This window comes from Aureimonas altamirensis (genome assembly GCF_001463885.1).
Classification (GTDB): Bacteria; Pseudomonadota; Alphaproteobacteria; order Rhizobiales; family Rhizobiaceae; genus Aureimonas; species Aureimonas altamirensis.
In genome coordinates this window covers 200,476-221,433 of sequence record NZ_BBWQ01000018.1, presented here as the reverse complement: position 1 = coordinate 221,433, position 20,958 = coordinate 200,476, and the positions used below count along the sequence as shown (strand labels likewise).

Annotated in this window: 18 protein-coding genes; 11 read left to right on the top strand and 7 right to left on the bottom strand. The window is 65.3% G+C overall.

Going from position 1 to position 20,958, the window contains the following annotated elements:
• The first annotated feature begins 20 nt into the window (after window positions 1–20).
• Together AUL31_RS13855 and AUL31_RS13850 are read left to right on the top strand one after the other, a co-directional pair.
• Entirely contained in the window at window positions 21–2,819 is a 2,799-nt protein-coding gene (locus AUL31_RS13855) for a ribonucleoside-diphosphate reductase subunit alpha (protein ID WP_082646947.1), read from the top strand.
• A 34-nt stretch (window positions 2,820–2,853) separates the two neighbouring features.
• On the top strand, window positions 2,854–3,948 hold the full coding sequence (locus AUL31_RS13850) for a ribonucleotide-diphosphate reductase subunit beta (protein ID WP_060607619.1): 1,095 nt from the start codon (window positions 2,854–2,856) through the stop codon (window positions 3,946–3,948).
• A gap of 44 nt (window positions 3,949–3,992) precedes the next feature.
• Here AUL31_RS13850 and AUL31_RS13845 read toward each other — a convergent pair whose 3' ends face one another.
• The 3 genes from AUL31_RS13845 to AUL31_RS13835 are packed head-to-tail and all read right to left on the bottom strand — an operon-like array spanning window position 3,993 to window position 6,159.
• On the bottom strand, window positions 3,993–4,931 hold the full coding sequence (locus tag AUL31_RS13845; RefSeq protein WP_060607618.1) for a phosphatidate cytidylyltransferase: 939 nt from the start codon (window positions 4,929–4,931) through the stop codon (window positions 3,993–3,995).
• The gene (locus AUL31_RS13840; RefSeq protein ID WP_060607615.1) at window positions 4,931–5,527 is read right to left on the bottom strand and encodes a lysophospholipid acyltransferase family protein; all 597 of its coding nucleotides are present in this window, start codon (window positions 5,525–5,527) and stop codon (window positions 4,931–4,933) included. The genes AUL31_RS13845 and AUL31_RS13840 overlap by 1 nt, the downstream gene beginning before the upstream one ends.
• Window positions 5,524–6,159, bottom strand: a complete 636-nt coding sequence (locus tag AUL31_RS13835) for a CDP-alcohol phosphatidyltransferase family protein (protein ID WP_060607613.1) — start codon at window positions 6,157–6,159, stop codon at window positions 5,524–5,526. Before AUL31_RS13835 ends, AUL31_RS13840 begins: the two co-directional genes overlap by 4 nt.
• Window positions 6,160–6,297: 138 nt before the next feature.
• On the opposite strand from AUL31_RS13835, the gene AUL31_RS13830 reads away from it, so the two are divergent.
• The 9 genes from AUL31_RS13830 (at window position 6,298) to AUL31_RS13790 (ending at window position 14,925) form a co-directional block, all read left to right on the top strand.
• Window positions 6,298–7,377, top strand: coding sequence for a catalase family protein (locus tag AUL31_RS13830; protein WP_060607610.1), 1,080 nt, complete (start codon window positions 6,298–6,300; stop codon window positions 7,375–7,377).
• Window positions 7,378–7,456: 79 nt separating this feature from the next.
• Window positions 7,457–9,772, top strand: a complete 2,316-nt coding sequence (mbhE, locus tag AUL31_RS13825; protein WP_073469273.1) for a hydrogen gas-evolving membrane-bound hydrogenase subunit E — start codon at window positions 7,457–7,459, stop codon at window positions 9,770–9,772.
• Window positions 9,769–10,176: an MnhB domain-containing protein gene (locus AUL31_RS13820; RefSeq protein WP_060607607.1), complete on the top strand. Its 408-nt coding sequence runs from the start codon at window positions 9,769–9,771 to the stop codon at window positions 10,174–10,176. Before mbhE ends, AUL31_RS13820 begins: the two co-directional genes overlap by 4 nt.
• Window positions 10,173–10,556 carry a sodium:proton antiporter gene (locus AUL31_RS13815; protein ID WP_060607604.1) on the top strand — a complete coding sequence of 128 codons (384 nt, stop codon included), beginning with the start codon at window positions 10,173–10,175 and terminating at the stop codon, window positions 10,554–10,556. The genes AUL31_RS13820 and AUL31_RS13815 overlap by 4 nt, the downstream gene beginning before the upstream one ends.
• Entirely contained in the window at window positions 10,553–12,058 is a 1,506-nt protein-coding gene (locus AUL31_RS13810) for a Na+/H+ antiporter subunit D (protein ID WP_060607601.1), read from the top strand. Before AUL31_RS13815 ends, AUL31_RS13810 begins: the two co-directional genes overlap by 4 nt.
• Window positions 12,058–12,399: a Na+/H+ antiporter subunit E gene (locus tag AUL31_RS13805; RefSeq protein ID WP_060607600.1), complete on the top strand. Its 342-nt coding sequence runs from the start codon at window positions 12,058–12,060 to the stop codon at window positions 12,397–12,399. Before AUL31_RS13810 ends, AUL31_RS13805 begins: the two co-directional genes overlap by 1 nt.
• A complete protein-coding gene (locus tag AUL31_RS13800) occupies window positions 12,396–12,677 on the top strand; it encodes a monovalent cation/H+ antiporter complex subunit F (RefSeq protein ID WP_060607599.1) in 282 nt (93 codons plus the stop codon). The genes AUL31_RS13805 and AUL31_RS13800 overlap by 4 nt, the downstream gene beginning before the upstream one ends.
• On the top strand, window positions 12,677–13,096 hold the full coding sequence (gene mnhG, locus AUL31_RS13795; RefSeq protein WP_060607597.1) for a monovalent cation/H(+) antiporter subunit G: 420 nt from the start codon (window positions 12,677–12,679) through the stop codon (window positions 13,094–13,096). The genes AUL31_RS13800 and mnhG overlap by 1 nt, the downstream gene beginning before the upstream one ends.
• Before the next feature lie 74 nt (window positions 13,097–13,170).
• Entirely contained in the window at window positions 13,171–14,925 is a 1,755-nt protein-coding gene (locus AUL31_RS13790) for an L-lactate permease (RefSeq protein ID WP_060607594.1), read from the top strand.
• Between the two features lie 8 nt (window positions 14,926–14,933).
• Here AUL31_RS13790 and AUL31_RS13785 read toward each other — a convergent pair whose 3' ends face one another.
• The 4 genes from AUL31_RS13785 to kdpB are packed head-to-tail and all read right to left on the bottom strand — an operon-like array spanning window position 14,934 to window position 20,943.
• Window positions 14,934–15,635, bottom strand: a complete 702-nt coding sequence (locus AUL31_RS13785; protein ID WP_060607590.1) for a response regulator — start codon at window positions 15,633–15,635, stop codon at window positions 14,934–14,936.
• The gene (locus tag AUL31_RS13780; protein ID WP_060607587.1) at window positions 15,632–18,307 is read right to left on the bottom strand and encodes a sensor histidine kinase; all 2,676 of its coding nucleotides are present in this window, start codon (window positions 18,305–18,307) and stop codon (window positions 15,632–15,634) included. Before AUL31_RS13780 ends, AUL31_RS13785 begins: the two co-directional genes overlap by 4 nt.
• Window positions 18,297–18,878 carry a potassium-transporting ATPase subunit KdpC gene (kdpC, locus tag AUL31_RS13775; RefSeq protein ID WP_060607582.1) on the bottom strand — a complete coding sequence of 194 codons (582 nt, stop codon included), beginning with the start codon at window positions 18,876–18,878 and terminating at the stop codon, window positions 18,297–18,299. Before kdpC ends, AUL31_RS13780 begins: the two co-directional genes overlap by 11 nt.
• Before the next feature lie 13 nt (window positions 18,879–18,891).
• Window positions 18,892–20,943, bottom strand: a complete 2,052-nt coding sequence (kdpB, locus tag AUL31_RS13770) for a potassium-transporting ATPase subunit KdpB (protein WP_060607580.1) — start codon at window positions 20,941–20,943, stop codon at window positions 18,892–18,894.
• Between the last annotated feature and the right edge of the window lie 15 nt (window positions 20,944–20,958).

Genomic DNA, 20,958 nt, shown 5'->3' with positions numbered 1-20,958 from the left:
CTCTTCGACAGGAACAGCCGATGTCACTTTCCGCAGAATTCCCGACAGTCCGACCGGGCTCAGAGGTTCAGGCCAGTCCCCTGCGCGTCGTCAAGCGCAACGGCCAGAGCGACGTCTTCGATGCCGGCAAGATCAGCGTCGCCGTCACCAAGGCGTTCCTGGCCGTCGAGGGCCGCGAGGCCGCCGGTTCGTCGCGCGTTCACGACACCGTCGACGAGCTGACGGACCAGGTTGCCTCGGCGGTGCAGCGCCGCGCCGGCCGCGACCATGTCATCCACATCGAGGACGTGCAGGACCAGGTCGAGCTGGCGCTGATGCGCGGCGGCCATCACAAGGTGGCCCGAGCCTATGTCCTGTACCGGGAAGAGCGCGCCAGGGCCCGACAGGAAACGCAGGCTGCGCCTGCCGCACCGGCGATCATGGTGCGCGAGCCGGATGGCGGCGCCACGCCGCTCGACATGGACCGCCTGTCGGCCGTCGTGGCCGAGGCGGTCGAAGGCCTGCCGGGTGCGGATGCGGCGCGGATCGTCAGCGAAACCCGGCGCAACCTCTATGACGGCATCTCGCGTGAGGAGCTGTCCGACGCCCCGATCCTGGCGGCGCGGGCGCTGGTCGAGACCGATCCGGACTATGCCTTCGCCAGTGCCCGCCTGTTGATGGACAAGCTTCGGGCCGAGGCGCTCAGCTTCGTCAACGGCGCGCGGACAAACGCCACCGCCGCCGACATGCAGGCCGCCTATGCGGACTACTTCCCGCGCTACCTTGCCCGCGGTGTCGAGGAACAGTTGATCGACCCCGAGCTAGCGCGCTTCGACATTGCCGTTCTCGGCGTGGCGCTGAAGCCGGAGCGCGACAGGCAGTTTCAGTTTCTGGGTCTGCAGACGCTGTACGACCGGTATCTTCTGCACAGCGACGGCACGCGCTTCGAGCTGCCGCAGGCATTCTTCATGCGGGTGGCCATGGGCCTTGCCGTGCGCGAAACCGACAGGGAAGCCCGCGCCATCGAGTTCTACGAGCTTCTGTCCAGTTTCCGCTTCATGGCGTCGACGCCGACGCTGTTCAATGCGGGCACGCCGCGCCCGCAATTGTCGTCGTGCTTCCTCACCACCATCGGCGACGATCTCAGCCATATCTTCAAGGCGGTGCGCGATAACGCCCTTCTGGCGAAATATTCCGGCGGTCTCGGCAACGACTGGACGCCGGTGCGGGGCCTTGGCGCGCATATTCGCGGCACCAACGGAAAAAGCCAGGGCGTTGTGCCCTTCCTGAAGGTGGCCAACGACACCGCCATCGCCGTCAACCAGGGCGGCAAGCGCAAGGGGGCGGTTTGCGCCTACCTTGAAACCTGGCATGTCGACATCGAAGAGTTCCTCGATCTGCGCAAGAACACCGGCGATGACCGCCGCCGCACGCACGACATGAATACCGCCAACTGGGTGCCCGATCTGTTCATGGAACGGGTCGAGGCCGATGCGGAATGGACCCTCTTCTCTCCGGATGAGGTGCCCCACCTCCACGATCTGTACGGCGCGGAGTTCAAGGCGGCGTATGAGGCCGCTGAGAACGATGCGGCAAGCGGGCGCCTGCGCGTCCATCGCAAGGTGCGCGCCGTCGAATTGTGGCGGCGCATGCTGACCATGCTGTTCGAGACGGGGCATCCGTGGATCACCTTCAAGGATGCGTGCAACATCCGCTCGCCGCAACGCCATGCCGGGACCATCCATTCGTCCAATCTGTGCACGGAAATCACTTTGAACACGTCCGCCGACGAAGTGGCGGTCTGCAATCTCGGGTCGGTCAACCTCGTCGCGCACCTGTCCGATAACGGGCTCGACGCGGACCTTGTCGCCGACACCGTGCGCACCGCCATGCGGATGCTGGACAATGTGATCGACATCAACTTCTACACCATTCCGGAAGCACGCCGCTCGAACCTGCGGCACCGCCCGGTGGGCCTTGGCCTCATGGGTTTCCAGGATGCGTTGCAGGCGCTGCGCATTCCCTATGCCAGCAAAGCCGCGGTGCGGTTTGCCGACGAAAGCATGGAGTTGATCTCCTGGCACGCCATCGCCGCCTCCAGCGACCTGTCCGCCGAGCGCGGGCGCTACGAAAGCTATGAGGGCTCGCTCTGGTCGCAGGGCATCCTGCCGATCGACTCCCTGCCCCTTCTTGGCGAGGCGCGCGACGCCACTTTCGACAGTTCGGCGCGGCTGGACTGGGATGCCCTGCGCCAGAAGGTTCGCACCCAGGGCATGCGGAACTCCAACTGCATGGCCATCGCGCCCACGGCCACGATTTCCAACATCTGCGGCGTCTCGCAGTCGATCGAGCCGACCTACCAGAACCTGTTCGTCAAGGCGAACATGTCGGGCGATTTCACGGTGGTGAACCCCTATCTCGTCCGCGACCTGAAGGCGCGCGGCCTGTGGGACGACGTGATGATCTCGGATCTGAAATATTACGACGGCTCGCTCGGGCCCATCGATCGCGTGCCCGACGACCTTCGGCACCTGTATGCCACGGCCTTCGAAATCGAAAGCCGGTGGCTCGTGGAGGCCGCGGCGTGCCGCCAGAAATGGCTGGATCAGGCGCAGTCGCTGAACCTCTATCTGGCAAACCCGTCGGGCAAGGCGCTGGATTCCCTCTACCGCTCCGCCTGGAAGTCGGGCCTCAAGACGACCTATTACCTGCGCACGCGCTCGGCCAGCCATGTGGAGAAGTCGACGCTGACACGCAGCGACGGAAAGCTGAATGCGGTTGCCGTGTCTGCGCCGATGGCCTGCGCCATCGACGACCCGGACTGCGAAGCCTGCCAATAACGTCTTTCTGCCAGACACTTGGGATAAAAATCTAATGCTCGACTTTATCGAACGAACGGACTCCGCTACGGCCGAGTCCGCCACCGGCCTCGGCCAGATCGACCGCACGGGTGGCCGCGTCGCCGTCGACGAAAAGCGGATGATCAACGCCCGCGCCGACGTCAACCAGCTCCTGCCGATGAAATACCGGTGGGCCTGGGAGAAGTATCTGGCGGCCTGCAACAACCACTGGATGCCGACGGAAGTGTCCATGCAGGCGGACATCGCGCTTTGGAAGTCGGCCGACGGGCTGACCGACGACGAGCGGCGGATGATCAAGCGCAACCTCGGATTCTTCGCGGCATCCGAGTCGCTGGTCGCCAACAACATCGTCCTGGCCATCTACCGCCACCTGACCAATCCGGAATGCCGGCAGTATCTGCTGCGGCAATCCTTCGAGGAGGCGATCCACACCCATACCTTCCAGTATATTGTCGAAAGCCTTGGCCTCAACGAGGGCGAGTTGTTCAACATGTACCGCGAGGTGCCCTCCATCACCGACAAGGCGGCGTGGGCGCTGGCCTATACGCAGAGCCTTGAGGACCCGGCCTTCCGCACCGGCACCGAGGAGACCGACCGCGCGCTCCTGCGCGATCTGGTGGCCTTCTACGTCGTCTTCGAGGGGATGTGGTTCTATACCGGCTTCGCGCAGATCCTGTCGCTGGGGCGGCGCGGCAAGATGGTGGGCATCGCCGAGCAGTATCAATACATCCTGCGCGACGAGAGCCTGCACCTGAATTTCGGTGTCGACGTCATCAACCAGATCAAGGTGGAGAACCCGCATCTCTGGACGGACGCCTTCCAGGAGGAAGTGCGCGGGATGATCCGCGGCGGCGCCGAACTGGAAGCCGCCTACGGCCGCGATACGATGCCGCGCGGCATGCTGGGGCTGAACTCTGGCCAGTGCGAAAGCTACATGCGCTTCATCGCCAATCGGCGCTGCGCGCAATTGGGCCTGGAGGCGGTGTTCGCACCGACCGAAAACCCGTTCCCCTGGATGAGCGAGGCCATGGACCTCGGCAAGGAGAAGAACTTCTTCGAGACCCGCGTCATCGAATACCAGAATGGCGGCGCGCTGAGCTGGGATTGAGAAATCTTCGACGGACTGCCCAAAAGCCGCCCGTCGAGGCGGCCTTACGGCACGAAGTAGAAGTTGACGAGGTGGAAAAACAATGGCGCGGCGTAGGTTACGGAGTCCATCCGGTCCAGCGCCCCGCCATGGCCCGAGATCATCGTGCCCCAGTCCTTGGCGCCCATGGACCGCTTGACGGCCGACAGCACCAGCCCGCCGCAGAAGCCCGCCAATACGATGGCCAAGGCCAGCCCGGCTGCCTGCAGCGGCGTAAACGGCGTTGCCCACCACAGGCATGCGCCTAGAAGCGTAGCCGTGGCGCCGCCACCGACGAAGCCTTCCCAGGTCTTGTTGGGGCTGACGACCGGCGCAATCGGGTGGCGGCCGAACAATTTGCCGAACACATATTGCAGCACGTCGCTCGCCTGGACCACGAAGATCAGGAAGAACAGCAGAAGCACGTTGCGCCCTTCGAACCCCGGTATCTTCAGCAGCAGCAGCGCCGGCGCATGGCTGATGCAATAGACGGTCAGCATCAGGGCCCATTGCACCTTGGCGCTGCGTTCCAGGAAACCGTCCGTTTCGTGCCGCAGAACGGCCAGTGCCGGGAGGGCCAGAAAGGCATAGACGGGGATGGCGATGGAAAAGAGCGTCTGCCAGTCGATCCCGATCAGGATGTATTGTAGCGGCAGGAACACGTAGAAGGCCGCCGCCAGCGCCGCATGATCGGCCGGCCGCGTCGGCGTCAGCGATATGAACTCGCGCAGGCAGTAGAAGGACGTCAGCGCGAACAGGACCAGCGTGACCGCCTTGCCGAAGAAGAACGCGATGGCCAGCACGGCGACCATCAACCACCAGGCGCGGATGCGCTTGTTGAGATTGTCCATCGTTGCGATGGCGCTGGCCCCGCTGGCCCGCTGCGCCAGCATCTGCCCGACCACCGTTGCCACCGCCAGAAGGATGACGAGGCCGAGAAGCAGCCAGAGAAGCGTCCTGTCCATCACCTGTCCTCCGCCAGCGCCACGACGGCGCCGCGTGCACGTTCGAGGAACGTGTCCTTGTCTTCGTTTTCGATCCGCTCCAGCGGCGCGCCGAACCGGACCCGGCACGAGATGGGGACCGGCAGGAACGCCCCGCGCGGAAAGGCGCGGGATAGGTTTTCCAGATAGACGGGTATCAGTTCCGCTTGCGGATAGGCCTGCGCCAGCCGGTAGAGGCCGCTCTTGAACGGTCCGGGCAGGCGCTCCGCGCCGCGCGTCCCCTCTGGAAAGAGAATGAGGGAGTGGCCTTTGGCAAGTTCCGCTTCCAGCGGAGCCAGAACGTCCGCGCCCCCACGCCTGTCCACCAGCACCGAGCCGAGAACGCCGAGCGAGATAAAGCGCGTGAGGCGATTGCGCCCCCAGTAATCCGCCGCCGCGACGGGATGGGTGCGCGGCCGGTAATGTTCCGGGATCGCAGCCCACAGAAGCACCGTATCCAGATGGCTGCCATGATTGGCGAAATAGATGCGCGAGCGGCCCGATGGCAGGGAGCCCACCCATTCCGGCCGCCCGCCCACCAGAAAGCGCGCCAGTCCGACGACGAGCGCTCCGATCATCGCGGCTGCCCGTGCAGCATCGCCGATATCCGGTGCAGCCGCCGGATGCAGGTGACGGCCGTGCCGAACAGGATCACCACCAGTGCGATCTGGATGGCGTAGAGGGTGCCTGCGAAGCTGATCTCGAAGAAGCCGACAACGCATCCCACCGTCAGCGCGGCCATGCGATGCTGCTTGGCCATCGGGCCGCGATAATCCTGCCCGAAACCGAGCGAGGCGCCGAAGGCCCGGATATAGGCCGTACCGACCGCGCCCAGCGCCGCCAGGTAGCCAAGCTCCGGCATCAGCGCCGCATAGCCGCAGCCGATCAGGAATGCGGCATCCTCCAGCCTGTCCGGCGCCTCGTTGTAGAGGGCCCCGGACGGAGAATGCCGCCCGCCCTCCACCGCAACCATGCCGTCCATCAGATTGCAGAGAAGGCGAAGCTGGATCATCAGGACGGCCAGCAGAAACAGCCAGGCATGCAGCGGCGCAAGCGACAGGGCGAAACCGCCGATCAGGGCAAAACCCATCCCCGCCACGGAAATCGTATTCGGCGTGACCGGTGTTTTCAGAAGCAGCCTGGCAAGCGAGCCGGCCCATGCCGTCTGCCGTGAGGCCAGCGGCCGCCTGTCGCCGGAATCATCAATCATCGGTAGCGCCCCTCCGCATCGACCCTCCCCTGACACTATCGTGATTCTACACGTGATTGACACCAGTGGTTCGGCCTCGATCGAGGAACGAATGCGCGGGATCGCCTGTTTTAGAACCGTGTCAAACAGGAGGCATCCATGACCCTTTCTCCACCCGTCGCATACCGGGACGATGTCGAGGACATTCTCGAGGGAGAGGACGAGACGGTCGCATCCATCAACAAGACATTCGATCATGTTCTGGAAACCACGGCGACCGACTATGGACGCGCCGTCCGTGCGGTGCATGCCAAGGCCCATGGCATCATCGAAGGGCGCATGACGGTGCTGGACGGCCTGCCGCCGGAGCTTGCGCAAGGCCTGTTCGCGACATCCGGAACCTATCCCGTCATCCTGCGCCTTTCCACCAATGCCGGTGACATACTGGACGACGCCATCTCCCTGCCGCGCGGTCTGGCGATGAAGGTCGTGGGTGTGAAGGGCGAGCGTCTGGCCGGTGCCGAGGGCGAGACGCAGGATTTCGTCATGGTCAACGGCAAGGTCTTCCAGGCCAAGACCGCAAACCAGTTCCTGCGCAGCCTGAAAGGGCTGGCGCTGACCACCGACAGGCTGGACGGCACGAAAAAGGCCGTGTCCACGATATTGCGCGGCGTCAGCGCAGCCTTGAAAACCCTTGGCGTCGAGAGCTCGGCGATCAACTCTTTGGGCGGGGCACCGAATGTCGATCCACTCGGCGAGACCTACTACAGCGTCACGCCGTTCAGGTATGGCGACTACATCGCCAAGTTCAGCCTGGCGCCGGTTTCCGACGACCTGCTGGAGTTGAAGGGCAATATCGTCGATACGGACGGACGGCCCGACGCCATCCGGGAGACCGTGCAAGCGGAAATGAAGACCCGCGCGCCGGTCTGGGAGTTTCGGGTGCAACTTTGCCGCGATCTCGACAAGCAGCCGGTCGAGGATTCGACCAAGGCGTGGACCGAGGACGAGGCTCCCTTCGTCACCGTTGCGCGCATAGAGGCCGGCCCGCAGGACAGCTGGTCGGATGACAAGGTGGCGTCGGTGGATGCCGGAATGCGCTTCAGCGTGTGGACCGGTCTGTCCGCGCACCGGCCCCTCGGCAACATCAACCGCGCCAGGCGCCTTGCGTATCTGCATTCGTCGGAATTCCGCCAGAAATACAATCGCTGCCCCATCCACGAGCCGACAAAGCTGTAGATTCTTCGTGAGTCCGTTGACGCACGGTTGATCGAAACGGTACGTCCCGTCCTATCGGGAACGGGATGTACTGACCGGCGTGGCCATTAGCTTATTCCTGCTGTTCGTTGTTTCAGGCGCAAGTTTCTGGCTGCTTCGTCTCGTGTCCGCACGGCTCGGTGCGGTGGCGGCACTCGTCCCGTTTGCGCTGTTCGTCTGGTACGGCGCCTACCTGCCCGGCATCGGCAGTGATTTCGAAGTTACCCAGACCATTGCCTGGGTGCCGGCGCTGAATGTCGATCTGGCGTTCCGGCTGGACGGTTTCTCCCTGCTGTTCACGCTGCTCGTCACCGGTATCGGTACGCTCGTCGTTCTCTATGCCAACGCCTATTTCGCCGATGCGCCGGCCCCACGCCGCGCCGGTTTCATCGCGCTGATACTCATGTTCATGGGGGCGATGCTGGGCACCGTATGGTCCGATAATCTCATCGGCCTCTATGTGTTCTGGGAGCTGACGAGCCTTTTCTCCTACTTCATCATCGGCTTCGACTCGAGCAAGAAGGATGCGCGCAAGGCGGCGCTGCAATCGCTCATCGTCACAGCCGGCGGCGGGCTTGCGCTTTTCGGCGGTATCCTCCTGATCGGGCTGGAACTCGACACTTGGTCTTTGTCGGAGATTGCCGTGCGGGGGCCGGAGCTGGCCGCCTCGCCACTGGCCCCGGCCATCCTGGCGCTGGTGCTGATCGGCGCGTTCACCAAGTCGGCACAGTTTCCCTTCCACTTCTGGCTGCCCAACGCCATGGCGGCGCCCACGCCGGCCTCTGCCTTCCTGCATTCGGCCACAATGGTGAAGCTGGGGGTCTATCTGCTGGCGCGGCTGGATGCGCCCCTGTCGTCCATGCCGGCCTTCGGACCGCTGCTCGTCGCCTTCGGCGGGCTGACCCTGCTCATCGCCGGCCTGCGCGCGCTGATGCAGGGCGGCTTCAAGGCGATTCTGGCGCAATCCACCGTCGGCTCGCTCGGCTTGCTGGTTCTGCTTATAGGCCTCGGGGGCGAAGCCGCCAGCGTCGCGGTGGTGACGTTTATCATTGCCCATGCCCTGTACAAGGCGGCGCTCTTCTTCTGTGCCGGCACGGCCATCCACGCCACGCACCAGCCCGATGTTCTGGCCATGCACCGGCTTGGCAAGGGCCTGCCGCTGACGGCAACCGCCTGCGTGCTCGCGGCTCTCGCGATGGCCGGCCTGCCGCCACTCTTCGCTTTCATCGCCAAGGAAACCATTTTCGAGGCGATGCTGGACGATGGCGCCAGCGCCATGCTTCTGGCGGCCGTGGTTGTGGGCAATGCCGCCTTCGTCATGATCGGCATGACGGCTGCCCTGCGCCCGTTTTTCATGGGATCGGGCGCGCCGTCGAAGATCCATCACGCGGAGTCGCCCGGCCTTGTCGCAGGACCGCTGGTCCTGGGGCTCGGCGGCGTCCTGTTGGGCCTGTTTCCGGGCATCGCCATGCCGCTGACGAATGCGGCGGCAACCGCCATTACAGGCGCGCCGGTCGATTTCCCCCTGTATGTCTGGCACGGCTTCACCCCGATGCTGATGCTCAGCCTTGCCGTGGTGGGGCTGGGAGCGGTCCTGTTTTTCGCCTGGCCGTTGGCGCTGCGCACGATCGGCCGAAGCCACCTATTGGCGACGCTTCTGGGCGATGCCGGCTACAATAGGGTTTTCAATGGTACGCTGGCCTTGGCCGGCGCCTGCACGCGCTTCCTGCAGAATGGCGACCAGCATCGCTATACCGCAACCGTCATAAGCACAGTTCTGGCCGTCGCCGCCGGGGCAATTGCCCTCAAAGCCCCCGCCCTGCAACTGGACCTGTCCCTGGATGGGTTCCGCCTCGCCCCGGCGGCCGTGCTGGTGCTGATGGTGGCAGGCGGCATCGTCGCCGCCAAGGTGCGTTCGCTGATGGCATCCGTCGTGTCCATGGGGATGATCGGCTTCGGCTCGGCGCTGATCTTCCTGATGAACGGCGCGCCGGACCTTGCCCTCACCCAGTTCTCGGTCGAGGTGCTGGTGGTGCTGATCCTGACGGCGCTTCTGCTTCGCATGCCCGCCCGCACCGCCGCCTCACGTACCATCGCCGAGCGCCGCCTGGATGCGGTCCTGTCCATCGCTTTCGCCGGCCTCGTCTTTACCGGCCTCGTCGCCATGACGGGCGCACCGCTGGACACGACCCTGTCGGAGTTCTACGGGCGGACCTCCTATGTGGAAGCCTATGGCCGCAACGTCGTCAATGTGATCCTGGTCGACTTCCGGGCGCTGGATACGATGGGCGAAATCGCCGTCATCGGCTTCGCCGCCATCGGCGTATGGGGCATGCTGCGCGTCCGCGCTACACGCAGCGGAAAGCGCCCCACATGAACTCGCTCATCCTGTCGGCGCTGTCGCGCATCCTTTTCGCCGTTATGTTCGGCGTCTCGCTGTTCATTCTCTATCGCGGACACAACTTTCCTGGTGGCGGCTTCGTCGGCGGGCTTGTCGCGGCTTGCGGCTTTGCCGTGCTGGCGCTGGCCAACGGCGCGGCGGCGGCGCGCCACGCGCTGCATTTCCACCCTATTGCCCTTGCCGGCTGCGGCCTCGTCATGGCGGTCGCCAGCGGATTGCCGGGCCTCGTCACCGACCGATCCTTCCTGACGCATTGGTGGCTGCATATCGGCAGCTTCCACACCGGTACGGCGCTGATCTTCGATATCGGCGTCTATCTGGTCGTCATCGGCGGCGTCATGGCCATGGTGCTGCGCTTCTACGAGGAAACGGACGCATGAACCTCACCTTCGCGCTGGCCATCTCCGCGCTGGCAGGCTGCGGTGTCTACATGCTCCTGTCGCGCCACGTCATCCGCATCATCATCGGTGTCGCCATCCTGTCGGCGGCGATCAACCTGGCGATCCTGTACAGCGGACGCATCGCCAGCGCCCTGCCGCCCGTCATTCCGGCCGATATCGCCGAGCTGGGCCTGGATACGGCCAATCCGCTGCCGCAGGCGCTGATCCTGACGGCGATCGTCATCGGATTTGCCCTCACGGCCTTCGCCTCGGCGCTGGCGCTGCAGTTGTTCCGATCCAACGCGACGCTCGATACGGACGACCTCGCCGATGCCGAACGCCTCGGCAATCCCTTCACCGACAAGGACGACCGGGCGTGAGCGGCTGGCTGATGGCAAATGCCGTCCTCTGGCCGGTTCTGGCACCCATCGCCACGGCCGGGCTTGCGGCCCTGTTCTGGAACTTCCGGAAAACCCAGAAGGCCGTGTCGTGCGCCGGCACGCTGCTGACCTTCGCTGCCGGGCTGTATCTCCTTGCGCGCGTCGATGCCGAGGGTGTCGTCGCCGTGCAGTTCGGCGCCTGGGCGGCCCCCTTCGGCATCACCTTCGTGGCCGACCGGCTTGCGGCGGCCATGGCGGCCATCACCGGGCTGATGGCTCTGGCCACGATGATCTTCGGCGCGGCCGACATCCGCCGTCGGGAAGAGCGCGCCGGCTTCCATCCGCTGTTTCACGGCATGCTGGCAGGGGTCAACGGTGCGTTCCTGACAGGGGATATCTTCAACCTCTATGTCTGGTTCGAGATCATGCTCATCACGGCGATGGGCCTTCTCGCCATCGGCCGCACACGGGCCCAACTGGACGGGGTCTTCAAATACGCGGTCCTGAACCTCTTCTCGACGCTGCTGTTCCTACTGGCCGTCGGAATGCTCTACGGTGTCGCCGGATCGCTCAACATGGCCGACATCGCCCTGCGCCTGCGGGAGCAGGAGCCGTCGCTGACGCTCGTCATCGTCGGCGTTCTCCTGTTCTGCGGCTTCGGCATCAAGGCGGGCTATTTCCCGCTCTTCTTCTGGCTGCCGGCCTCCTACCATACGGCGTCCGTCACGGTGGCGGCCATCTTCGCCGGCCTGCTCACCAAGGTCGGCGTCTATGCCTGCTTCCGCGTCTTCACGCTGGTCCTGCCCATGGAAACGTCCGGCCTTGCACCCGTCATGGCGTTCATCGCAGCCGGCACCATGCTGTTCGGCGTGTTCGGCGCGGCGGTGCAATGGGATGTGCGGCGCATCCTGGCGTTCCACATCGTCAGCCAGATCGGCTACATGCTGCTGGGGCTGGCGCTGGCCACCCCCGCAGCCCTTGCCGGCGGCATCTTCTACATCGTCCACCACATCATCGTTAAGGCCAATCTGTTCCTGCTAGCCGGGGCGATCCATCGCGGCTCCGGCAGTTTCGACCTGCGCAAGGGTGGCGGCCTTCTGAAAAGCCATCCCGCTCTGGCCGTCCTGTTTTTGATACCGGCGCTGTCGCTGGGTGGCATCCCGCCTCTGTCCGGCTTCTGGGCGAAGTTCATGGTCATCGACGCCAGCCTCGATGCCGGCGCCTGGTGGCTGGCTGGGCTGGCGCTCTTCGTCGGTTTGCTGACCCTCTATTCCATGAGCAAGATTTGGGCGGAGGGGTTCTGGAAACCGGCGCCGCAATGGCACAGGCGCAGGCGGACGATCCCGCCGGCATTCTATGCCGCGATCGCCCTTCTGGCCGGTCTTACCGTCGTCATCGGCCTGTTCGCCCAGCCCTTCGTTGCCTATGCGCAGGCTGCCGGGCAACAGCTCGCGGATCCGACGCCCTATATCGAGACGGTCTTGGGAATGAGGCTCGGCTGATGGCAAATTCCATGATCTCCCGCGCCGGTGCCGGCATGGTTCTTTCCGTCGTGTTCTGCCGCGAGTTGATCACCTCGTCCTATGCGGTGGCGCGCGCCGCTTTTGCCCGCGTTCCGCAAACGCGCTCGGCCATCGTGGCGGTTCCCGTCACGCTCAAAACGGACCTCGGCATCGCCACGCTCGCCAACATGGTTACCCTGACCCCGGGCACCTGCTCGCTGCATGTCAGCGACGATCGCAAATGGCTCTACGTCCACGCTCTCGACGCGCCCGATCCGGAAAGCGTCGTCAGTTCGATCGTCTCGACCTTCGAGGACCGGATACGGAAAATGGAGCCATGATCGAACAGCTCGACCAGATCCTCGACATCGTGGATGGCGTCCTGATCGCCGCCCTCGTCGTACCCCTGGCAATGACGTTCTGGCGCATGGCGCGTGGACCCGGCTTTGCCGACCGGTTCATCGCCGTCGACATGCTGACGGGCATCGCCATAGCGGTCGCCGCCCTGACCGCCAGCCTTTCAGGCCGGCGCGAGTTTCTCGACGTCGCCGTGGGCGTCGCGCTGATCTCCTTCGTGGCCACATGCGCCTTTGCCGCCTTCCTGGAGCGGAGACGCTGATGGAAACCACGCTGCTGCTCGCCGCCGTCATCTTCAAGCTCGTCGGGGTCGTCTTCATCTTCGGTGCTGCGGTGGGCCTGATCCGCTTCCGCGATCCGTTCCAGCGCATGCACGCGGCTACGAAGGCCGGCACGGTCGGCGCCATCTTCACCGTCCTCGGCACCATGTGTTCATTGCAGAGCGTCGGCCCGACGCTCATCGGCCTGTTCATCATCGCGTTTCTGCTTCTGACCGTCCCGGTGGCCGGGCATCTGCTGGGCCGGGCAGCCTACATGTCCGGCGGCAGCATCGACGGGCTGGACGGCGAAGACGCGCTGCGCGGTGTACTGGAGCGTCAAGATCTTCCGCTGGAAGATCGGATCACGCCCCAAACACGGCATCCTCAAGTAAATGTGAGCCGGGAAAGTTCGGATCGGTAATCGGAATCTGCAAGGATTGCTGTGCATTTCAGTCCTGGGAGGGGATTCTGTTGCCGCAATCCGCGTTATTCATCATGGCGCTTCTGCCGATCGCCATCGTTCTCGTTCTGCTTGTCATCATGCGGCGCTCGGCAAAGCTGTCGATGCTGGTGGCATATCTGGTGACCGTCGTTCTGGCGGTTGCGGTATGGGGGCTCGACTTTTCCGTCGTCGGCGGCGCAACCGTGAACGGCCTCGTCACCGCGCTGACACTGCTGTTCATCATCTTCGGCGCCATCCTCGTGCTGCAGACCGTGCAGGAAAGCGGCGCGGTCCGCGCGATCCGGCAGGGCTTTACCGATCTATCGCCCGACAGGCGCGTTCAGGCGGTCATCATCGCCTGGCTGTTCGGCTCCATGATCGAAGGCGCCTCCGGCTTCGGAACGCCGGCCGCCGTGGCAGCGCCCCTGCTGGTGGCCATCGGCTTCCCCGCGATGGCGGCGGTTCTGGTCACGCTCATCATCCAGTCGACGCCGGTATCCTTCGGTGCGGTCGGCACCCCGATGCTGGTTGGCGTTCATACGGGGCTGGCCAACAACGAAGGCGTCGCGGCCAGCATCGCCCCCATGGGCCTGCCGGAATACATCGTGCAGGTGGCGGCCAATGTGGCGCTGGTCCATGCGCTGGTCGGGTTCATCATCCCGCTGATCATGGTGGGCATGATGACGCGCTTCTTCGGCGAAAACCGGTCCTTCCGCGAAGGTTTCGCCATCTGGCCCTTCGCCCTGTTCGGCGGCTTTGCCTTCGCGGTGCCCTACTATCTTGTCGCACTGCTGCTGGGGCCGGAATTCCCGTCGCTCCTGGGTGGCCTTCTTGGCCTTCTGATCGTCATCCCCGCTGCCCGGCGCGGCTTCCTGCTGCCGAAGACCACCTTCGAGTTTCCCAAGCGCACAGGGTGGAACGAAAGCTGGTTCGGCTCCATGACATCGTCCGAGCTGGGAACCGCCAAAAGTGGCGAGGGCACTCAGATCGGCCTGTTGCGGGCATGGTCGCCCTATGTTGTCATCGCCGCGCTGCTGGTTGCCACGCGCACCATCGCCCCGCTGAAAGAGGCTCTGACATCGGCGGCGGCAACCCTGTCCCTCACCGACATCTTCGGCTCGGGCATCGAAGCCAGCGCTCAGCTTCTATATTCGCCGGGATCGATCATGATCCTGACGTCGCTTATCGCCTTCTTTATCTTCGGCATGAGCGGCAAGGCGTATGGCCGGGCGTGGAGCAATTCGGCGCGCACCATGGTGGCGGCAGCCCCGGCGCTGCTGATCGCCGTTCCGATGGTGCAGGTGTTCCTGAGCACCGGGCGCGGCGACCTTGAGTCCATGCCGCTGGTGCTGGCGGAAACCATCGCCACCGTCACCGGCTCTCTCTGGCCGCTCTTCGCACCGCTGATCGGCGCGATGGGCGCCTTCATCGCCGGCTCCAACACCGTGTCCAACATGATGTTCTCGCTGTTCCAGTTCTCGGCGGCGGAGCAGATCGGCCTGACCGGCCTTGGCACCATCGCGGTCGTCACGCTGCAGGCGGTGGGCGGCGCGGCCGGCAACATGATCTGCGTGCACAATGTGGTCGCAGCCAGCGCCGTGGTGGGCCTGACCGACCGGGAGGGCGACATCATCCGCATGACGTTGATCCCGATGGCCTATTACACGCTGCAGGCAGGCCTGATCGGCATGGCCCTCATCAGCGGCGGTATCTGGTGGGTGCTGGCGGCCGCCTGGCTTGCCGTCGTGCTGGTGGCGATGTTCGCCAATCGCGGTGCGCCACTGCACGTCAGCCGCGCTACCGCCTGACCGCCGTCTCATGCGTGGCCGGGCTTCGGCTCGGCCACCCTGTAGCCGACGCCCGGCTCCGTCATGATGATGGATGGGCTTGCCGGATCGGCCTCCAGCTTGGCCCGCAACTGGCCGATATAGACGCGCAGATACTGCACGTCGCTTTCATGCGCGACACCCCAGACATGCTTCAATATCTGCCTGTGGGTCAGCACCTTGCCCGCATGGCGCACCAGATAGGCCAGCAACGCAAATTCCCGCGGGGTAAGCTTTACCTCCGTTCCCGCGTTGGTCACGCGGTGGCGCGGCAGATCGATCACGAGATCGTCGAGCTGCAGGAGCGGCGCTTCCTCCGGACGCGTCGCGGTATGACGCAGCGCCGTCCGGATACGCGCCATGAGTTCGCCGATCCCGAACGGCTTGTTGACGAAATCGTCGGCGCCGAGGTCCAGTGCCTCGATCTTCTCGGCTTCCCGGTCGCGCGCGGACAGGATGACGATGGGCAGGGCCGTCCAGCCGCGGAGCTGTCCGATGACGGCCTTTCCGTCCATGTCGGGCAAACCCAGGTCCAGGATGACCAGGTCGGGGTGCTGCGTTGCCGCCAGAAGGACAGCCTGGCGCCCGGTGGTGGCGGCAACGACGTCGTAGCCGGCAGCCGTCAGCGTCGGCTGCAGAAATCGATGGATGGCCGGTTCGTCGTCCACCAGCAGAATCCGGACGCGGCTCATGGCGTATGCACCCTTTCGTCGATGGGCATGCGCAGCGCAAAGCGCGCGCCCGTGCCTGTCGGCTCCAACGTCGCGCTGCCGCCATGGGCCTGCATCACGCCGCGTGCGATGGCAAGGCCCAACCCCGCGCTCTCGCTGCCGTCGGCTGTACGCGTGGCGCCACCGCTGACGAATTTATCGAAGATGCGCTCGGCCATGTCCGGCGCGATTCCGGGCCCGTCGTCGGCAACGGTCATGATGATATCGCGCCCCTCATGCGTCGCCTGCAGCACGATGTGCGCAGTTTCACCGGCATGGCGTAACGCGTTGCCAAGGACATTGCCCACCGCCTGCTCGAGCAGGCTCTGGTCTGCGTAGGCCAGTGGCAGGCCGGGCGGCACGCAGACCAGCATGGTCTGCACAGCGCCGCGCCTGCGCGCGGCGGCAACCGCCCGGTTGAGGATATCGGCGATATCCACCCAGTCCCGGCGAAGATCGAGCGAGCCTGCCTCCAGCCGCGTGATCGCAAGGAGGTTGCGCACCATGCCATCCAGATGGCCGGCCTCGTCCCGGATCTGGCCAAGAAGGTCCGCCTGCGTGGCGGCATCCATATGGCTTCCGTAGTCCAGAAGGCTGGTCGCCGATCCAAGGATCGACGATAGCGGAGTGCGGAAATCATGGCTGATCGAGGCCAGCAGCGTATTGCGGATACGCTCCGTCTCGGCCTCGGCCTTCGCATCGCGGATCTCGGTCGACAGCCGCGCCCGGTGCAGGGCGGCGGCTACCTGCTCGCCCAGCGTCTGCAGCAGGATCTGCCCCTCCCCATCCAAAGGCGCTGTCGCAGGGTCGTGTTCGATGCCGAGAACGCCGACACGCCGGCCATCGGCATTGAGCGGATGGAAGAGCCAGTTGCATCCGGGCAAGGTCTCGGTGCCAGATCCCGCCGGTTCATCATGCTCGAAGGCCCATAAAGCGGCCATTCTGGACGGCATGTCCAACCTGTCTTCCGGCGGCCAGGCGGCGACAATGGAAATGCCGCCATCATCGTCCGGCCCAAGCAGGATGGTTGTACGCTCCAGCGCCGCATGAACCTCGTAGACGGCGGCCTCACCCACCGATTCCGGGTCGGGCAGCGCGGAAAGCCGCCGCGTAACCTGGTACAGCCGCCGCGCGGCCCGCGTGCGCCGCACGGCAGAGCGGTTCTGCTCGCGCAGGCGGCCGGCCAGCGTCGCCATGCTGACGGCGATGATCAGGAAGATCGCCAGCGCCAGAAACTCGTGCGGGCGCGCGATCGTCAGCGTTCCGGTCGGCTGGATAAAGACGAGATTGTAGGCCAGGAACGACAGCAACGAGGCGAAGATCGCCGGAAGGACACCGTGGCGGATGGCCGGAATGACGACGGCCAGAAGATACAGCATCGACAGGTTCGGCAAATCCACGACATGGCCGACGCCGACGCCTGCCAGCGTTGCCAGCAGCACGCAGGCCGCGGCGACGAGATAGCCTCCCGAAGGTCCAAGATCTGGTCGAACGAGGCGGCGGGGTACGGAGGCTGTCGGCGCGCTCGTCAACACGTGGACGGCAATGCCCTCGGCCCGCCCGACGAGCGCTTGCGCCAGGGTTGCCCGCGGCAACAACGCGGCAATGCCGGGCCGGCGCGCCTTGCCGACGACGATCTGGGTAACGTTCTGCACCCGCGCGAATTTCAGGATCGTGCCGGGAAGATCGGTGCCGACAAGGTTGACCGTCTGGGCCCCAAGGTCTGCCGCCAGCTTCATGGCTCCGTCTATGCAGCGGCGCTGCTCGTCGCTCCATTGGTGGCCGGGCCTGTCGATGGTGACGGCAAACCAGTGTGCCCCGAGAAGATCGGCAAGCCGCTTTGCCTCGCGCACCAGCCCCTCGGCCGCGACATCGCCGCCGATCGCCACCAGCAGGCGCTCACCGGCCGGCCAGGGCCCCTCGATGGCGCTTCCCTGCATACGCTCGATCAGGTCGCTGTCGACGCGCGAGGCAACCTGCCGCAACGCCAGTTCGCGCAGCGCCGTCAGATTGTTCGGCCGGAAGAAGCTCTGCTTGGCGCGGGTTGCCGTATCTTCCACATAGACCTTGCCCTCGCCCAGCCGCCGGATCAGCTCGTCCGAGGGAAGATCAACCAGCACGATCTCGTCCACCGCCTCTATGCGGCTGTCGGGCACCGTCTCCCGCACGCGAACCCCGGTAATGCGCTGAACCACATCGTTCAGGCTTTCGACGTGCTGGACATTCATCGTCGTCCAGACGTCGATGCCCGCCTTCAGGCAGTCCTGCACATCGCGCCACCGCTTCGGATGGCGGCTGCCCGGCACGTTGGAGTGCGCATACTCGTCAACCAGCAACAGTTGCGGCCGGCGCTTCAGGGCGGCATCCAGGTCGAATTCGGGTATCAGCCGCCCGCGATAGGCGATGCCCTTGCGCGGGATGATCTCCAGCCCCGCCAGCAGAGCCTCGGTCTCGGGCCTGCCATGCGTCTCGACCACACCGATGGCGACATCGCGCCCGGCAGCCACGGCGGCGCGTGCGGCCTGCAGCATCGCATAGGTCTTGCCGACGCCGGGTGCGGCGCCGAGAAAGATGCGCAACCGGCCGCGCCCCTCGCGCTCGGCATCGGCCAACAACGCGTCGGCCGATACCCTGGGCCCGTCATCATCCACCATCGCGGCCTGCCGCCATTTCGTCCAAAGCCAGATTGACCGATAGCACGTTCACGCGCGGCTCTCCCAGAAAGCCGAGGGTGCGGCCCTCCTGCGCGCGGTCGATCAGCCGTAGCACGTCTGTGCGCTCCATGCCCCGGGCCTCGGCGATGCGCGCCGCCTGCAGGCGCGCGTATTGCGGCGATACATGCGGGTCGAGCCCGCTTGCCGAAGTCGTCGCGGCATCGGCCGGGATGGTCGATACCCCGTACTGAGCCTGCAGTGCCGCGCTGTCGGCGCCGAGCCTTTCCTGCAGGCGCGCGCTGGCAGGACCGAGATTGCTGCCGCCGGAGGCCGAGGCGTCGTAGCCGCCGGCGGCCGCCGACGGCCTCGGATGCAGGTAGCCCGGGCCGCTGAAGGCTTGCCCGACAAGGGCGGAGCCGACGATACGCCCGTCGCGCTCCACCAGGCTGCCGGCCGCCTGCTGCGGAAAGACCGCGCCGGCAAAGCCCGTCATGGCGAGGGGGTAGACAAGTCCGAGCATCAGGGTGAACAGCGCGACAAGCGTCGCGGCGCTGCGAAGATTGGCAATCATGGCCCTGGCCTCCTTATGCCATGCCGATGGCCGTGACGGCCATGTCGATGAGTTTGATGCCGATGAACGGCGTCACGAGGCCTCCTGCACCGTAGATGGCCAGATTGCGCGCCAGCGCCGAGGAGGCGCTTGCCGCACGATAGGCCACGCCGCGCAGGGCAAGCGGTATCAGCGCTATGATGATCAGCGCGTTGAAGATCACCGCCGACAGGATGGCACTCTGCGGAGACGCCAGCCCCATGACGTTCAGCACCCCGAGTTCGGGAATCGCCGCAACGAAGAGGGCCGGAATGATGGCAAAGTACTTCGCCACATCGTTGGCGATCGAAAATGTCGTCAAGGCACCGCGCGTCATCAGCAACTGTTTGCCGATGCCCACGATCTCGATCAGCTTGGTGGGGTCGGAATCCAGATCCACCATGTTGCCGGCCTCGCGGGCTGCCTGCGTACCCGTCTGCATGGCCACGCCGACATCCGACTGCGCCAGCGCCGGAGCATCGTTGGTGCCGTCGCCGCACATCGCCACAAGCCGCCCCTGCCCCTGCTCGGCGCGGATATAGGCCAGCTTGTCCTGGGGCGTCGCCTCGGCGATGAAATCGTCGACGCCGGCTTCCGAAGCGATCGCGGCCGCGGTGACCGGGTTGTCGCCCGTCACCATGACCGTGCGGATGCCCATGCGGCGAAGCTCGGAAAACCGATCCTTGATGCCGGGCTTGACCACGTCCTTCAGGTGGATGACGCCGACGATGCGCGGCCCGTCGGCCAGCGCCAGCGGTGTGCCGCCCGAGCGCGCAATGCGCTCCACCGCCGCGTCGAAGCCATCGGGCGCGGGCATGGCCCCGGCCTCCTGCCCTACGAAGGCGCGGATGGCGTCGACCGCGCCCTTGCGAATGCGCCGTCCGTCCATATCGACGCCGGAAAGGCGGGTTGCCGCACTGAACGGGACGAAGCGAATTGCCGGATCGTCCGGGCGGTCGATCGCCACGTCATGAGCCTGCCGGGCCAGCGCCAGGATGGAGCGCCCCTCCGGCGTTTCGTCCGCAAGGCTGGCGAGGCTGGCAATCTGTGCCGCCTCGCGCGGCGATGCACCGCCCAAGGGCACGAACTCGGCCGCCATACGGTTGCCGAACGTGATCGTTCCCGTCTTGTCGAGAAGCAGGGTGTCGACATCGCCGGCTGCCTCCACCGCCTTGCCGGACATGGCCAGAACGTTGTGCCCCAGCAGCCTGTCCATCCCGGCGATACCGATGGCCGAAAGGAGCCCGCCGATGGTCGTCGGGATCAGGGTGACGAGCAGTGCGACAAGGACCGGAACGGAGACGAGGACGCCGGAATAGGAGGCAAACCCCGCCAATGTCACGACAGCCACCAGGAAAATCAGCGTCATGCCGACCAGAAGGATGGTCAGTGCCAGTTCATTCGGGCTCTTCTGGCGCTCCGCCCCTTCGACCAGCGCGATCATCCGGTCCAGGAAGGAAGAGCCGGGCGCAGCGGTGATCCGCACCACGATCCAGTCGGAGACCACGCTCGTGCCGCCGGTCACGGCCGAGCGGTCGCCGCCGGACTCGCGAATGACAGGTGCGGATTCCCCCGTCACCGCCGCTTCGTTGACCGAGGCGATGCCGTCGACGATCTCGCCGTCTCCGGGCACCAGCTCCCCGGCCTCCACAAGGACGTGATCGCCAGGCTTCAGGTCGAGCGCCGAGACCATGTCGAAGGCGGTTCTGTCGGCCGCATTGGCAAGGCGCTTCGCCATCGTATCGGTACGCGAGCGGCGAAGACTATCGGCCTGCGCCCGGCCGCGCCCTTCGGCTACAGCCTCGGCGAAATTGGCGAACAGAACGGTGAACCACAGCCAGGCAGCAATCTGCCCGGTGAAAGCGATGGCATTGCCGGCGCTTATGTCACGCAGGAGAAGCAGCGTCACCGCAAAGGCCACGACCTCTGTCACGAAGATGACGGGGTTGCGGATCAGCGCAGCCGGGTTCAGCTTGCGGAACGCTTCCAGCGCCGCCTGCATCAGAAGGTCCGGCTGGGCAATGGATATGCGAGCTCTTGAAGGCATTGTCGGGTGCTCCGT

Coding starts and splice junctions, on each gene's coding strand:
- AUL31_RS13855 (WP_082646947.1), top strand. CDS start 21: ATGTCACTTTCCGCAGAATTCCCGACAGTCCGACCGGGCTCAGAGGTT.
- AUL31_RS13850 (WP_060607619.1), top strand. CDS start 2,854: ATGCTCGACTTTATCGAACGAACGGACTCCGCTACGGCCGAGTCCGCC.
- AUL31_RS13845 (WP_060607618.1), bottom strand. CDS start 4,931: ATGGACAGGACGCTTCTCTGGCTGCTTCTCGGCCTCGTCATCCTTCTG.
- AUL31_RS13840 (WP_060607615.1), bottom strand. CDS start 5,527: ATGATCGGAGCGCTCGTCGTCGGACTGGCGCGCTTTCTGGTGGGCGGG.
- AUL31_RS13835 (WP_060607613.1), bottom strand. CDS start 6,159: ATGATTGATGATTCCGGCGACAGGCGGCCGCTGGCCTCACGGCAGACG.
- AUL31_RS13830 (WP_060607610.1), top strand. CDS start 6,298: ATGACCCTTTCTCCACCCGTCGCATACCGGGACGATGTCGAGGACATT.
- AUL31_RS13820 (WP_060607607.1), top strand. CDS start 9,769: ATGAACTCGCTCATCCTGTCGGCGCTGTCGCGCATCCTTTTCGCCGTT.
- AUL31_RS13815 (WP_060607604.1), top strand. CDS start 10,173: ATGAACCTCACCTTCGCGCTGGCCATCTCCGCGCTGGCAGGCTGCGGT.
- AUL31_RS13805 (WP_060607600.1), top strand. CDS start 12,058: ATGGCAAATTCCATGATCTCCCGCGCCGGTGCCGGCATGGTTCTTTCC.
- AUL31_RS13800 (WP_060607599.1), top strand. CDS start 12,396: ATGATCGAACAGCTCGACCAGATCCTCGACATCGTGGATGGCGTCCTG.
- mnhG (WP_060607597.1), top strand. CDS start 12,677: ATGGAAACCACGCTGCTGCTCGCCGCCGTCATCTTCAAGCTCGTCGGG.
- AUL31_RS13790 (WP_060607594.1), top strand. CDS start 13,171: ATGGCGCTTCTGCCGATCGCCATCGTTCTCGTTCTGCTTGTCATCATG.
- AUL31_RS13785 (WP_060607590.1), bottom strand. CDS start 15,635: ATGAGCCGCGTCCGGATTCTGCTGGTGGACGACGAACCGGCCATCCAT.
- AUL31_RS13780 (WP_060607587.1), bottom strand. CDS start 18,307: ATGGTGGATGATGACGGGCCCAGGGTATCGGCCGACGCGTTGTTGGCC.
- kdpC (WP_060607582.1), bottom strand. CDS start 18,878: ATGATTGCCAATCTTCGCAGCGCCGCGACGCTTGTCGCGCTGTTCACC.
- kdpB (WP_060607580.1), bottom strand. CDS start 20,943: ATGCCTTCAAGAGCTCGCATATCCATTGCCCAGCCGGACCTTCTGATG.